This window comes from Pedobacter sp. KLB.chiD (assembly GCF_047040275.1).
GTDB lineage: Bacteria > Bacteroidota > Bacteroidia > Sphingobacteriales > Sphingobacteriaceae > Pedobacter.
In genome coordinates, this window is record NZ_CP178207.1 from 3,284,001 (window position 1) to 3,297,895 (window position 13,895).

The 13,895-nt window shown below is 39.4% G+C and carries 10 protein-coding genes; 1 reads left to right on the forward strand and 9 read right to left on the reverse strand.

All coding sequences use genetic code 11. The features are described from left to right. Positions 1–13 precede the first annotated feature (13 nt). Positions 14–706, forward strand: coding sequence for a L,D-transpeptidase family protein (locus tag ACK1I8_RS13440; protein WP_412465880.1), 693 nt, complete (start codon positions 14–16; stop codon positions 704–706). A 94-nt stretch (positions 707–800) separates the two neighbouring features. Here ACK1I8_RS13440 and fabG read toward each other — a convergent pair whose 3' ends face one another. The 9 genes from fabG to ACK1I8_RS13485 form a co-directional block, all read right to left on the reverse strand. Further along, entirely contained in the window at positions 801–1,544 is a 744-nt protein-coding gene (fabG, locus tag ACK1I8_RS13445) for a 3-oxoacyl-[acyl-carrier-protein] reductase (RefSeq protein WP_412465881.1), read from the reverse strand. 70 nt (positions 1,545–1,614) lie between these two features. Further along, positions 1,615–1,809 carry a GIY-YIG nuclease family protein gene (locus tag ACK1I8_RS13450; RefSeq protein ID WP_412465882.1) on the reverse strand — a complete coding sequence of 65 codons (195 nt, stop codon included), beginning with the start codon at positions 1,807–1,809 and terminating at the stop codon, positions 1,615–1,617. Positions 1,810–2,053: 244 nt separating this feature from the next. Beyond that, positions 2,054–3,130, reverse strand: coding sequence for an agmatine/peptidylarginine deiminase (locus ACK1I8_RS13455; RefSeq protein ID WP_412465883.1), 1,077 nt, complete (start codon positions 3,128–3,130; stop codon positions 2,054–2,056). A gap of 228 nt (positions 3,131–3,358) precedes the next feature. After that, entirely contained in the window at positions 3,359–4,234 is an 876-nt protein-coding gene (locus tag ACK1I8_RS13460; protein WP_412465884.1) for a carbon-nitrogen hydrolase, read from the reverse strand. A gap of 290 nt (positions 4,235–4,524) precedes the next feature. Beyond that, on the reverse strand, positions 4,525–5,667 hold the full coding sequence (locus ACK1I8_RS13465; protein WP_412465885.1) for an efflux RND transporter periplasmic adaptor subunit: 1,143 nt from the start codon (positions 5,665–5,667) through the stop codon (positions 4,525–4,527). Between the two features lie 6 nt (positions 5,668–5,673). Beyond that, entirely contained in the window at positions 5,674–10,041 is a 4,368-nt protein-coding gene (locus tag ACK1I8_RS13470; RefSeq protein ID WP_412465886.1) for a CusA/CzcA family heavy metal efflux RND transporter, read from the reverse strand. Positions 10,042–10,112: 71 nt separating this feature from the next. Then, a complete protein-coding gene (locus ACK1I8_RS13475) occupies positions 10,113–10,493 on the reverse strand; it encodes a hypothetical protein (protein WP_412465887.1) in 381 nt (126 codons plus the stop codon). A 569-nt stretch (positions 10,494–11,062) separates the two neighbouring features. After that, positions 11,063–11,284 carry a cysteine-rich CWC family protein gene (locus ACK1I8_RS13480; protein ID WP_412465888.1) on the reverse strand — a complete coding sequence of 74 codons (222 nt, stop codon included), beginning with the start codon at positions 11,282–11,284 and terminating at the stop codon, positions 11,063–11,065. A 138-nt stretch (positions 11,285–11,422) separates the two neighbouring features. After that, positions 11,423–13,807: a ribonucleoside-diphosphate reductase subunit alpha gene (locus ACK1I8_RS13485; protein ID WP_412465889.1), complete on the reverse strand. Its 2,385-nt coding sequence runs from the start codon at positions 13,805–13,807 to the stop codon at positions 11,423–11,425. Positions 13,808–13,895 lie beyond the last annotated feature (88 nt).

The window sequence follows — 13,895 nt, forward strand, 5'->3', positions numbered from 1 at the left end:
ATCCCTCAGCCTCATGGTCAACGCTCAAAATAATTTCAAAGTTAATCAAATCAAATTTGAAAGAGTAGAAAAGGCATACGGCGAAAAATGGGAAACATTAAGAAAATTTATCCTGGCCGATGGTTTTGGCGATCAATTTTCAATGATAATCAATGCCTATAAAAGTGAAGGTAAACTGGAAGTTTGGCTGAAGGCAAATACGGATAACAGTTATAAATTGTTCCTTACTTACGATTTCTGCGCGCATTCAGGTGCTTTAGGACCAAAAGTAATTGAAGGTGACGGACAAACACCTGAGGGATTTTACTACATCAATGTTTTCAACCCGATGAGCAAATTTCACTTATCAATGGGTATAAATTATCCAAATACAGTAGATGATGCCCGTACAGGGAAAGATCGAAAACCAGGAAGTGATATTTACATCCATGGCGATTGCGTTACGGTTGGTTGTATTCCGTTAACGGATGAAAAAATTAAAGAAGTGTATATTTTAGGCGTTGAAGCCCGGAATGCAGGTCAGGAAAGGATTCCGGTAAATATTTATCCGTTCAAAATGACCGATAAAAATTTAAAGAAGTACTCAAAGCAATTTCCGGATCAGGCCATTTTTTGGAAATCGTTACAACCAGGTTATTTAGCTTTTGAGAAAAACAAAAACCCGGCTGATATAAGTGAAGTAAACGGGAAATATATTGTGAAGTAACAAAAGAAGTCAAGTTTCGAAAACTTGACTTCTTTAATATCTCATAGCTTTGGAAGGAAACCCCTCCACCTTAAGCCTTCAACCTTCTACCTAACTAAAGCATTCCACCGCAAACCGACAAAGTTTGTCCGGTTACGTAAGCGCTCATATCTGAAGCCAGGAACACACAAACGTTGGCGATATCTTCTGTTTCGCCTGCACGTTTTAACGGAATATCTTTTTCCCAGCCTTCAACCACTTTAGGATCTAAAACTTCGGTCATTTCAGTACGGATAAAACCTGGTGCAACCACGTTTGCACGAATATTTCTCGATCCCAGCTCTTTCGCAACTGATTTGGTAAAACCGATAATACCTGCTTTAGAAGCGGCGTAATTAGCCTGACCTGCATTCCCCTGAACACCAACTACCGAACTCATGTTAATGAAAACACCTTTACGGGCTTTCATCATTACTTTAGAAGCTGCCTTGGTTACATTAAAGATCGATTTTAAATTCACATTGATTACATCATCCCAGTTATCTTCGCTCATGCGCATTAATAAACCATCTTTTGTAATACCGGCATTATTTACCACAATATCTATCGCTCCAAATTCTGCAACAATATCATTGATCAATTGCTCAGCTTCATCAAATTTAGAAGCATCAGAACGATAACCTTTAACTTTGGTACCAAAACCTTGCAATTCCTGCTCTAAAGCCTGACCCTTTTCTACTGATGATAAATAGGTGAATGCTACATTAGCACCCTGCTCTGCAAATTTCTCCGCAATTTTACGCCCGATTCCTTTTGATGCGCCGGTAATTAACGCTGTTTTTCCTTCTAGTAATTTCATTTAGTATTATTGTTTGTCAGTCTGAGCCTGTCAAAGACTCACCTGTTATTTATTTTATAGTTTGACAAGCTCACAATTTCATCCCAATCTTCTTTAAATAATGCTTCCTTTTTTTTCTACTCCACCCTTTCACCTGCTTTTCAAAATCTATAGCATCTTCAATCCGATCAAATCTCTGGTAATACTCTAAGATTACCGGTCTTCTTGTAAAAGTATAAGCTAGACCATTTCCTCCATCATTATGCTGAATAAGTCTGGTTTCCAAATCATTGTAACACCTACATAATAACTTTTATCCGCACAATCCAAAATGTAGACAAAATAATTATGTATCCTAATCATTAGCAATATTCAGAAGCATAAAGTTAATAAAAATATTCCTTCCTGATGTTCTCAAGTTGAGCTTACCGAAAGTCCTTCGACAGGCTTAGGATGACAATCGGATTGGATATAAATTGTTAACTGCTGAATTGCTAAAGACTGAAAACCTGAAACTGCAAACTCAAAACTTAAACCGCCGGTTCTTGTTGGCTCAGGCAATGAAAACTACCCAAACCCCAGATAATATCAACAGAGTTGATTCCTACTACCTTGCGGTCAGGAAAACAGCCCTGAATAATATCCAAAGCTTTCTGGTCGTTCACATCACCAAAAACGGGAACAATTACTGCCGAATTGGCAATGTAAAAATTGGCATAAGAGGCCGGTAAACGGGTGTCATCATAAATTACGGGTGAAGGCATAGGCAATTCAACAATATTTAACGGCCTGCCATCTTTTAACTTCATTTCTTTTAGTGCCGATAAATTTTCCTGTAGCAACACATAGTTTTCATCCAAAGGATTACTTTCTACCACGGTTAAAACGGTATCTTCGTTTACAAAACGGGTAATATCGTCAATGTGGCCATCAGTATCGTCGCCTACAATGCCATCGCCCAGCCATAACACCTGATCCTGACCATAATATTCGAGCAAATATTGTTCTATCTGCTCCTTTGTTAAATGTGGATTACGATTCTCATTCAACAGACAGGCTGTAGTGGTTAAAACCGTTCCTGCGCCATTAAATTCTACGGAACCACCTTCCATTACAATATCTGGATTGAATAAGGGTAAATTAAAATGTTTTGCAATTTTAGTTGGCACCACGTCATCCAGGTCAAAAGGTGGATATTTACCGCCCCAGGCATTATAACCCCAATCTACCACTGCTTTTTCGTTACCTTTAACCACAAATGCAGGCCCATGATCGCGGCACCAGGCATCGTTGGTTTCATTGAAATAAAATTCGATCTGCGTTAAATCGGCATCTACTTTTTGAAGTTCGGCAACGGCAAAAGCTTTCATTTCTTCGTCTTTTACGTTGATCCGTACTTTCTCGCCCCCGGCCACCACTTTAATAAACTGGCAATAAGGAGCATAAATAGTTTCGATCTTGCCCGGCCAACTGGCCTCTTTGTGCGGCCAACTTAACCAGGTAGCCTCATGTTTAGCCCACTCGGCTGGGAAAGCATATCCTTGCTTTTTTGGAGAATAATCGAAATGATTGATATTTAAATCTTTTCTTGGCGGAAAGTTTGACATCTAATTTTAATTTATAAAATGAATGGTTCGTGAGGACACGAACCATGGATTTGGATGTTCGTCATCTCGACTGAAGCGCAGCGCAATGGAGAGATCTATTGACAAAAACTGAAGATTAGATTTCTCGCCTCCGTTTCACTCCGCTCGAAATGACGATTTTGGAGGTTTATTAAAATAAAGAATCCTCCATAGTTGTTCGCTTTAAGCTTTGGTCTTTAACCTTTCCGCTTAATCCCCATCAATATATCTTTTAGTAATCGGTTGATACGAATCAATTCTTCTGTCTCTTAAAAACGGCCAGTGTTTGCGCATAAAATCGCTCTGATCCAGGTCTAGTTCCACTACTTCAGTTTCTTCCTGATCATGCGAAGCTAAATAAAGTAAACGGCCCTGCGCATTGGTAGCAAAACTTCCACCCCAGAATTTCATGGCACCATCCTGTTCAAAACCAACTCTGTTTACACTTACTACGGGAACGCCATTGGCCACAGCGTGCGAGCGTTGAATGGTTTGCCAGGCATTGTACTGATCCTGGTTGGTTTCTTCATCCTGATCGGTTGCCCAACCAATTGCTGTTGGATAAAACATGATATCGGCCCCCATTAATGCCGTAATACGTGATGCCTCCGGATACCACTGATCCCAGCAGATTAAAATACCGATCTTCGCAAATTTGGTTTGGAAAACCTTATAACCTAAATCGCCTGGAGTAAAGTAAAATTTCTCGTAGTAAGCCGGATCATCAGGAATGTGCATTTTACGATACTTACCTAAATATGATCCATCAGCATCTAAAACAGCAGTAGTATTGTGGTATAAACCTTCTGCGCGTTTTTCAAACAGCGAAGCAATAATCACCACCCCTAATTCTTTTGCAACGATCTGCAAAGCATCAGTTGATGGGCCTGGGATTGCTTCTGCCAGGTTGAAGTTATCGTAATCTTCCACATCGCAGAAGTATAAGGATGTAAAAAGTTCCTGCAAACACACAATCTGTGCACCTTTAGCAGCGGCTTCCCTTACCTTCATAATGGCCTTATCTAAATTCTCCTGCTTATCTTTAGTACAGCTCATCTGCACCAGGCCAACTTTTACCTTCTTCATTTTTTAAAATTATTGGTTGAGAGAATGAGTGAACGAACGCATTACAATATCATTCAGCCATTCAAAATGCTATCATTCTAAATCGGATGCAAAGTTACTATTTTGTTTAAAAGTAGAACGGCATAAAATTGTAAATGTTATTTTATATCAGTTTAATTCATTTGTATATCAACCAGGTACTTTGTTTTTAAATTCAAGCTTAAAAAACGAAAATACGCTGCAAATTTTCCTATTTATTTCTCTTTGAGGCATTGTGTAACATATTCAAATATTCAATATTCAGCCCCAGGTTATTCGCCTTCCTCTCCTCCGTTTTTCATTTTCATCAAAATGGCATAGGCATTTTTTGTTACCACAATCCCAGGCTTTTTATTGGTTTTAATTTCTATAAATCCATCCATGGTTGTTCCAATTTCTACAGGAACCATTTTGTACAGTTGATGGCCAACTTCCTCAAAAATGTAATATTTATTTTCCCATTTAACTACAGCATCTTCTGGTAAAGCATCAACAGTTTCGTTGCCGATAGCAATGGCTGCGTTTAGAAATGAGCCTGGTAATAATTTATGATCTGAATTTTGGATATCGCAATGCACGGTGGTAGTCCGGTCGTCTTCAATATTTGGCGTAATCAGATGTATTTTAGCGATATATTTCTTTTCGGGGTTTGTCGTCGTGTTACAGATAACCTCCTGTCCTGTTTTTAAACTGGCTGCATCTTTTTCAAGTACAGTGAGGTTCGCGTGTAGTTCTCCGGGCCCAATTAATTCAAATAAAATATCGGTTGCATTAACAAATTTGCCCGTGTTTACATTAACTTTGGTAACATAGCCGCTAATGGGAGAATAAATTTTGATATTACGGCTTATCGAATTTTCATTTAAGGTTTCGGGATTGATGCCAATTAACCTCAATTTTTGGGCAAGTGCTTTTGCCAAAACTTTTTGGTTGTTATAATCGCTCTCGGTTTGCTGAAAGATTTTATCGCTGGTTGCCTTTGTTTGATTTAATCCCTTTTGCCTGGCATAATCTACTGCTAAAAACTTCAGTCTGTTTTGAGAAGTTAGATAATCTTGTTGGAGTTGAATGTACTGTTGATCCTCAACCATAGCTAAAACAGCTCCCTTTTTAACGAACATTCCAGGCATAATAATCATTTTTTTAATATAGCCACCCATAGGCACACTAACAGAATAGGTATTTTCTGGCGGCACATCCACAACTCCGTTAACATTAATGGTGCTATGCATAGTTTTTTGTATTACTTTACCGGTTAGAATTCCAGCATTTTTTGCCTGTGCATCGGTAAGTTGCACCTGGTCTGTATGTACTGCTGCAGGTTTTTCAGACTGAACAGTTTCTTTTTGATCTCCATTGCTGCAGGCCAGTAAAAGTGACATGCAAACCAATGCGGCTAATATTTGAGTTTTCATTTTATCTTATTTATCTGTTGCTGTAATACGTTCAATTTCAAATGCGGCTTCGTTAAATTGTTGTACTTTATCATAATATTCTGCTTTCACCTGAATAAACTGGTTAACCAAAATCACCCAATCCAGATAGGCGATCTCACCAGCATTGAGTTTATCAGAAGCCGTTCTGAAAATATCATCAGCGTTCCTTAACGCGATTTTATGGTAAGAGTTGATCAGTTTTTCAAGCCGGGTATAACGTTCAACTGCGTTTATTAAATTATTATCCAAAGTTTTTTTTGTTAAGGCCAATTCTTTTTCACGCTGTTGGATGAGGATGCCATTGGCTTTAATACGGGAATTTTGCGCACCAAAAAAAATTGGAATCCCGATACCAACACTAACTGAAGAAAACCTTTTACTTTTATCGAAATACTGTTCTGCCCCAATACTGTTGGTTTGCCAACCAATAATACTCGAATTATTGTAACCAAAACTTAATGAAGGCATCAATTTGCTTTTTTCGAGTGCTTTTTGTTGTCTGGCCAAAACCAATTGTTCCTCTCCTAATTTCAGCAAAGGATGGTTGATCTGTTCCTCCCTAAATAAAAGCGCAGTGGAGTAAAGCAGACTATCAGCCTTTGGCAGCAGGTTTTCATTAGTATTTAATAAAAATTTAAACCTGTTTTGCATCAATACATCATCTGTTTTAAGCAACTCAAGCTGATTGTTAATTTGTTGTTTTTGATTTTCTACGGTACGAAGTTCAAGTAAATCAACATCACCTGATTTAAAACGCTGAGTGGATTTCTCAAGAAATGCACCATAAACACTATCGGCCCAAAGTAACAATTTCTGTTTTTCACTTAACAATAACAGGTTGTAGTATGCTGATTTCACTTCGGTTTTCAAATCGAGCTGACGGGCATCTACTTCGATCTCGCTGATACGCAAATTTGTTTTGTGAGCAGCAGATTGCCTGGCATACACCGTTGGAAAATCAAATGTTTGCATGACAGAAAATTTATTGTCATTCGCCAAACTATTGAATTTACCATAATCGAAACTGATTCCTGTTTTTGGCGCATCAAAACTACTTTTAGCGATTTGCTGATAATACTGAACGTTGCTTTTGGCAATCTGCAGTGATATGTTGTTTTTAACAGCAGTATCCAGTGCTGCTTTTAAACTGATATTCTTTTGAGCATTCGCATTGAAAGTTCCTAAAAGTATTATCAGTGCAGTTATGGCAAGTTTATTTTGGGGTTTGAAATACGAAAAGCCTTTTTCAAACAATATATATAACATGGGCAAAACAAATAATGTTAATAAGGTAGAGATTAATAAACCGCCAATAACCACTGTAGCCAGTGGCTTTTGAACCGCACCACCTGCTCCCGTACTAATGGCCATCGGGATAAAACCAAGCGATGGGACCAGCGCAGTCATTAAAACGGCACGAAGTTTTGACTTTGTTGCATGGATGACAATTCGTTTCACATCTGTCCAGCCTTCTTTTTTTAACCGGTTAAATTCTGAAACCAGTAAAATCCCATTCAATACGGCTACACCAAAAAGGGCAATAAAACCTACACCGGCAGAAATACTGAAAGGCAGATCCCTGATCCATAAGGCAAATATGCCGCCGGTTGCGGAAAGCGGAATAGCGGTATAAATCAAAAGCCCCTGTTTAACAGAACTGAAAGCAAAATAAAGGAGTAAGAAAATTAGCAACAATGCGATCGGCACTACAATCGCCAAGCGTGATTTTGCTGCGGTCATGTTTTCGAAAGAGCCGCCATAAGAAATGGTATAACCCCTAGGTAAGTGGAGCTTAGTACCTGCTTTCTGCTGTAATTCCTCTACAATCGACTGCACATCCCTATCCTTAACATTAAATCCAACAATGATCCTGCGTTTGGTATCTTCTCTTTGAATCTGATTAACCCCTTCCACTTCTTCGATATTAGCAACCATACTCAAAGGCACCTGATTACCTGATTTGGTTAAAACCATCAGATTTTCCACATCTTTAATGTTCTTCCTGGCTGATTCATCAAGGCGTACCACCATATCAAAACGTTTTTCTCCTTCGTAAACCTGTCCGGCCACCTGGCCCGCGAAAGCAGTATTAACCACCCGGTTTACATCACCTACGTTTATACCATATTTAGCCATTCCATCGCGGTTGTATTTGATGACCACCTGAGGCATTCCGGTAACTTGCTCCTCGTAAACATTAATGGCCCCGTTAACAGTACCGATTATGGCCCCTAAACGTTTGGCGTAAACAGCCAGCGAATCCAGATCTTCCCCGAATATTTTACAAACCACATCCTGCCTTGCACCGGTCATCAGTTCGTTAAACCGCATTTGTACCGGAAACTGAAAACCTACGGTAATGCCAGGGATTACTTCAACTGCCTTGGTCATTTTAGCGCTTAACTCCGGAAATGATCTGGCAGAAGTCCATTCTTTTTTAGGCTTTAAAATCACCATCATATCTCCTGCTTCAAAAGGCATGGGATCTGTCGGCACTTCGGCACTCCCTATTTTGGTTACTATTTTTTGCACCTCAGGGAACTGATCCAATAGAATTTTCGATGCTTTTTGTGTAGTTTCGATTGTATTGTTCAGGTTACTACCCGTAAGCAAACGGGTTTCAACAGCAAAATCTCCTTCTTCCAGCTGTGGAATAAATTCACCACCAAGTGTGCCCATTATAAAGATGGAGATGGCGAACAAGGAAAGTGTAACCAGCAGAATAGTTTTTGGAAAACGAAGTACTTTACTCAATATCGGCTGATACTTTCTTTCTATCCAGGCCATCAACTTATCTGTTAGATTTTTCTTATGGCTTATGGTTTTATTCAGGCATAAAGCCGACATCATCGGCACATAAGTGATAGACAAGAGAAATGCGCCGAGAATAGCAAAAGCAATGGTCCAGGCCATGGGTTTAAACATTTTACCTTCGATACCTTCTAACGATAGAATGGGTAGATAAACAATAAGAATAATAATCTGGCTGAATACCGCCGATTTAATCATCGATCCGGTTGATTTTTCCACTTCATTGTCCATCTGGTTTTGGTCTATCTTACCAATAGCCCTGAAGTGCTTGCTATGCGAGAACCGGTGAAGAATGGCCTCAACCACAATTACAGAGCCATCTACAATTAAACCAAAATCTATCGCGCCAAGCGACATCAGGTTTCCGCCAACGCCAAACTTATTCATCAGTATGATGGCAAAAAGCATGGATAGCGGGATCACAGAGGATACGATCAAACCTGCACGAAGATTCCCCAAGAAAAACACCAGTACAAAAATCACAATCAGTGCACCTTCCATCAGGTTGGTTTCTACCGTACTAATGGCATTATCAACCATTTTTGTTCGATCCAGAAAAGGCTCGATCACCACACCATCAGGAACCATAGTTTGGATTTTCGCAATTTTATCCTTTACCCGTTTTACTACAACAGAAGAATTTTCACCCTTTAACATCATCACCACAGCACCTGCAACTTCACCCTGGGCATTATAGGTCATGGCACCATAACGTATTGCTGAGCCATACTGAACCTTTGCAACCTGCCCCATTAAAACAGGCATTCCATTATCAAGTGTTTTTACCACAATCTTTTCAATATCGGCCAGATTGGTCGTTAATCCTTCACTTCTGATATATAAAACAGTTGGTCCTTTTTCAATATATGCACCACCGGTATTTTCATTGTTTTTTTCGAGGGCATCGAATATATCAGCAATGGTAAGTCCATAGGCTTTAAGTTGGTCTTGCCTCACCGCAACTTCATATTGCTTCAGCCTGCCGCCAAAACTAGATACCTCTGCCACACCTGGCGTACCTAAAAGCTGCCTTCTTACTATCCAATCCTGAATAGTCCGTAATTCCTGTTCGTTGAATTTGCCTTCATAGCCTTTTTTAGGCCGAACTACATATTGATATATTTCGCCCAAACCGGTTGAAACAGGAGCCATTGCAGGAGAACCTATACCTTGCGGAATTTCCTGCTGTACCTGCTGTAAACGTTCGGCAATTTGCTGCCTTGCCCAATAAACATCGGTTTCCTCACTGAAAACGATGGTAACCAAAGAAAGTCCGAAACGTGAAAAGCTCCTGATCTGTTTAAGTCCTGAAATACTGCTACAGGCTTGCTCAATAGGAAATGTAATGAGGCGCTCAATATCTGGTGCGCCCAAAGATGGAGAAACGGTAATGACCTGCACCTGATTGTCGGTAATATCGGGAAGTGCATCTATAGGTAACTTGGTAACCTCGTAAGCCCCCCACCCGATCAGTGAGCATACAAACAAAGCAATGATCAGTTTATTCCGGATGGAAAAACCGATAATTTTATTTAACATCATAACTTAAATTAAAATAACAGACAAATCCAGAAGCCATCGGAAACGGTTCTGAAAAATTTTAGAAAAGAAATTTAGGCTATGGAAATGGGTGGGCGAAATAGACTTCCGAAAGCAGGATTACTGTAGCAATTGGTGTAATTGAAAATTTTTCTGGTATAAATATTTAAGCACAACGCTTTTAGTAATATAAATTTTTCTGCGGGAACACCTACGGAAATAATGTGATGACCATCAATTTTTTTGAATGGGAGTTTCATATCTTCCTCGTCATCATTATCATTTGGGTCCTGGCCGAAGTAATGCATTTCAAGAAAATCTATAAAACTGATTTCTGCGTTGAGCTGCTGATGCTGTAAAAAGTGAAAAACAAGCTGAGGCGCCTTTATAACTTCTCGTACAGAGGTGTTAAAAATGAGTACCGGGAAAAGTAGCAGAAGGACAACTTTATTCACCCCACAAAGATAGCAAAGCATCAAAATAATTCAAACCTTGATGCTTATTATATCTGTTACTTTACTTAAAAGCCTCCTGAATACGATGGGTAATTTTAAAAGTCTTTCAACCAAAAGATGTGCGCCGAATGGAAGTTGAATACCTTAACATCCATAATTTATATGTTTTTAATGTTTTTTAAGCCTGATAAACCATTTATTAAGCATGCTATTGATACCAAATGATGTGCTTTGTACCAGATTGAACAACTATTTTGAACTATTTTTGCATTGAATTTAAGGCCTTAAAGAAAGGTTAAGTTGAATGATTTGAGGAATACCAATGCAGATGACATTTTTACGATCTGCTCAACCAATCGCTTATAAACAGCCAAAAACGACCTTTTTATTTACAGGCAACAGCTGCAGGAATTTTAATTGTAGTTTTAACAATTAAAAGCAAAAAGCTGTCCTTTTTCGGGCCTATGGAACTGACCTGATCTGGGGACAATTTGCATGAAGCTGAACAGCGGAATGAATAAGATATTCATTAACAAGGTGGTTGTGGACCACAGACCATGGAAGAAAAATTAAACCCTCATTTCAGCTCTGTAGTCTTGCTGTAACTCAAACAGACATTTCGCACAAAGACAGCCATCATACAGTTCGGAAATGTATTGCACTTCATTAATGCTGAGCTGCACCACGCTACACTGGCATTTGGTATAGGAATTTGCCTTGCATTCAATAGCGTTTCCGCATCTTTCGCAGGGAATGATTTCGTGTTTGCTATGTTTCAAGGTTGAAGGCATAAGGTGTCAGGTTTGAGGTAAAACCTATCGTAATACAAAAATATAAACAAAAAATAAGGTTTTGAGCGTTTGCCCAAAACCTTACGATATGATTAGATTCGTCATTCCAGGCTTATTCAGCATGACGACTGTGCGAGACTAGCCAGAACAGCTGATGCAACCTTCTTCCATGGTACAAACCGGACCGGTGATGATTTCCTCAGCTACCTGATCTTGTGGAATTTCGGCAGGGATAACGGCCTCAATGGCTTTACCGCCCTGATTCTCTACTGTAAATTTAACTGCCTGAGAAGCTGCTTGTGTACGCAGGTAATACATACCGGTTTTTAAACCTTTCTCCCATGCGTAAAAGTGCATTGAAGTTAATTTTGATGTATTTGGCGCATTTACAAACAGATTTAATGATTGCGACTGGCAGATATAAGCGCCACGGTCGGCAGCCATATCGATGATGTTACGCATCTTGATCTCCCAAACGGTTTTGTACAGTTCTTTAATATAATCAGGAATTTCAGGAATAGCCTGGATTGAACCGTTTGCCAATATGATTTTGTTTTTCATATCGTTGTTCCATAAACCCAATGCTACTAAATCTTTCAATAAATGTTTGTTTACCACCACAAACTCTCCACTCAATACCCTACGGGTATAAATGTTAGAAGTATAAGGTTCGAAACACTCATTGTTACCCAAAATCTGCGAAGTAGATGCAGTTGGCATCGGAGCCACCAATAAGGAGTTGTACACACCATCTTTAACTACTTTTTCGCGCAAGGTATCCCAATCCCAACGGCCGCTGTCTGGTGTTACATTCCACAAATCGAACTGGAATTTACCTTCAGACAATGGTGAGCCTTTAAACGTTTGGTAAGGACCGTATTTCACTGCCAGATCATGCGAAGCCGACATCGAAGCGAAATAAATGGTTTCGAAGATATCTTTGTTCAAACGTTTAGCCTCATCGCTTTCGAAAGGTAAACGCAACAGGATAAAGGCATCAGCTAAGCCTTGCACCCCTAAACCAACCGGACGATGACGCCTGTTAGAGTTTTCGGCTTCCTGAACAGGATAATAGTTATGATCGATGATTTTATTCAGGTTTAAAGTAGCCTGATAAGTTACATCATATAATTTTTGGTGATCGAAAGCACCGTTGATCACAAAACGAGGTAATGCCAGCGAAGCTAAATTACAAACCGCAACCTCATCTTTAGAAGTGTACTCGATAATTTCGGTACACAGGTTAGAACTTTTAATGGTACCTAAGTTCTGCTGATTAGATTTGCTGTTGGCTGCATCTTTAAACAACATATAAGGTGTACCGGTTTCGATCTGCGAATCTAAGATGGCAAACCAAAGTTCCTGTGCTTTAATGGTTTTACGGCCACGGCCTTCTGCTTCGTATTTAGTATACAATTCTTCGAATGCCGCACCGAAACAATCTGCCAAACCTGGTGCTTCGTGCGGGCAGAATAACGTCCATTCGCCGTTATCTTTAACACGTTGCATAAATAAATCGTTGATCCATAGGGCATAGAATAAATCGCGCGCACGCATTTCTTCTTTACCGTGGTTTTTACGTAAATCTAAAAACTCAAAAACATCTGCATGCCAAGGCTCCAGATAAATCGCAAAAGCGCCTTTACGTTTACCTCCACCCTGATCTACATAACGGGCGGTGTCATTAAATACGCGTAACATCGGGATAATACCGTTACTTGTACCGTTTGTACCCCCGATGTATGAACCCGTAGCACGGATATTATGAATGCTTAAACCAATACCACCTGCACTTTGCGAAATTTTAGCGGTTTGCTTTAATGTATCGTAAATACCTTCGATGCTGTCATCCTGCATGGTTAACAGGAAACACGACGACATTTGAGGTTTAGGTGTAGCTGCATTGAACAAAGTTGGTGTAGCATGTGTAAACCAACGCTCGCTCATTAAGTTATAGGTTTTAATGGCGCTTTCGATATCTTCTTTGTGGATACCAACCGAAACACGCATAAACAAATGCTGAGGACGTTCTACAATCTGACCGTTAACTTTTAACAGGTACGATTTTTCTAAAGTTTTAAAACCGAAATAATCGAAGCCGAAATCGCGGTCATAAATAATCGAACTATCTAAAATATCCTTGTTTTTTTCAATGATCTCATAAATATCATCAGCGATAAGAGGAGCCTCTTTCTGCGCTTTCGGGTCGAAATATTCGTACAACATTTTCATCGTACCCGAGAATGACTTAGTAGTGTTTTTATGTAAATTGGAAACCGCGATGCGCGAGGCCAACAGAGCATAATCAGGGTGTTTTGTGGTTAACGAGGCAGCAGTTTCTGCAGCAAGGTTGTCCAACTCCGAAGTGGTTACCCCATCGTATAAACCTTCGATTACCTTTTTGGCAACGTCAATCGGATCAACAAGATCTGAATTTAAACCATAGCAAAGTTTTTGAATACGCGCTGTGATTTTGTCAAATTGCACCGGTTCTTTCCGGCCATCTCTTTTTAGTACGAACATATTTTATGAGATTATTAGTTAATATTTAGTAGCGGTTATTAAGTATCAGGACTTGATATCCGCCTTTATATTTTTTGTTATTTATTTT

Excerpts from the sequence above, each read along its gene's own strand:
- ACK1I8_RS13455 (WP_412465883.1), bottom strand. The coding sequence starts at position 3,130 with ATGTCAAACTTTCCGCCAAGAAAAGATTTAAATATCAATCATTTCGAT.
- ACK1I8_RS13440 (WP_412465880.1), top strand. The coding sequence starts at position 14 with ATGGTCAACGCTCAAAATAATTTCAAAGTTAATCAAATCAAATTTGAA.
- ACK1I8_RS13470 (WP_412465886.1), bottom strand. The coding sequence starts at position 10,041 with ATGATGTTAAATAAAATTATCGGTTTTTCCATCCGGAATAAACTGATC.
- ACK1I8_RS13465 (WP_412465885.1), bottom strand. The coding sequence starts at position 5,667 with ATGAAAACTCAAATATTAGCCGCATTGGTTTGCATGTCACTTTTACTG.
- fabG (WP_412465881.1), bottom strand. The coding sequence starts at position 1,544 with ATGAAATTACTAGAAGGAAAAACAGCGTTAATTACCGGCGCATCAAAA.
- ACK1I8_RS13460 (WP_412465884.1), bottom strand. The coding sequence starts at position 4,234 with ATGAAGAAGGTAAAAGTTGGCCTGGTGCAGATGAGCTGTACTAAAGAT.
- ACK1I8_RS13480 (WP_412465888.1), bottom strand. The coding sequence starts at position 11,284 with ATGCCTTCAACCTTGAAACATAGCAAACACGAAATCATTCCCTGCGAA.
- ACK1I8_RS13485 (WP_412465889.1), bottom strand. The coding sequence starts at position 13,807 with ATGTTCGTACTAAAAAGAGATGGCCGGAAAGAACCGGTGCAATTTGAC.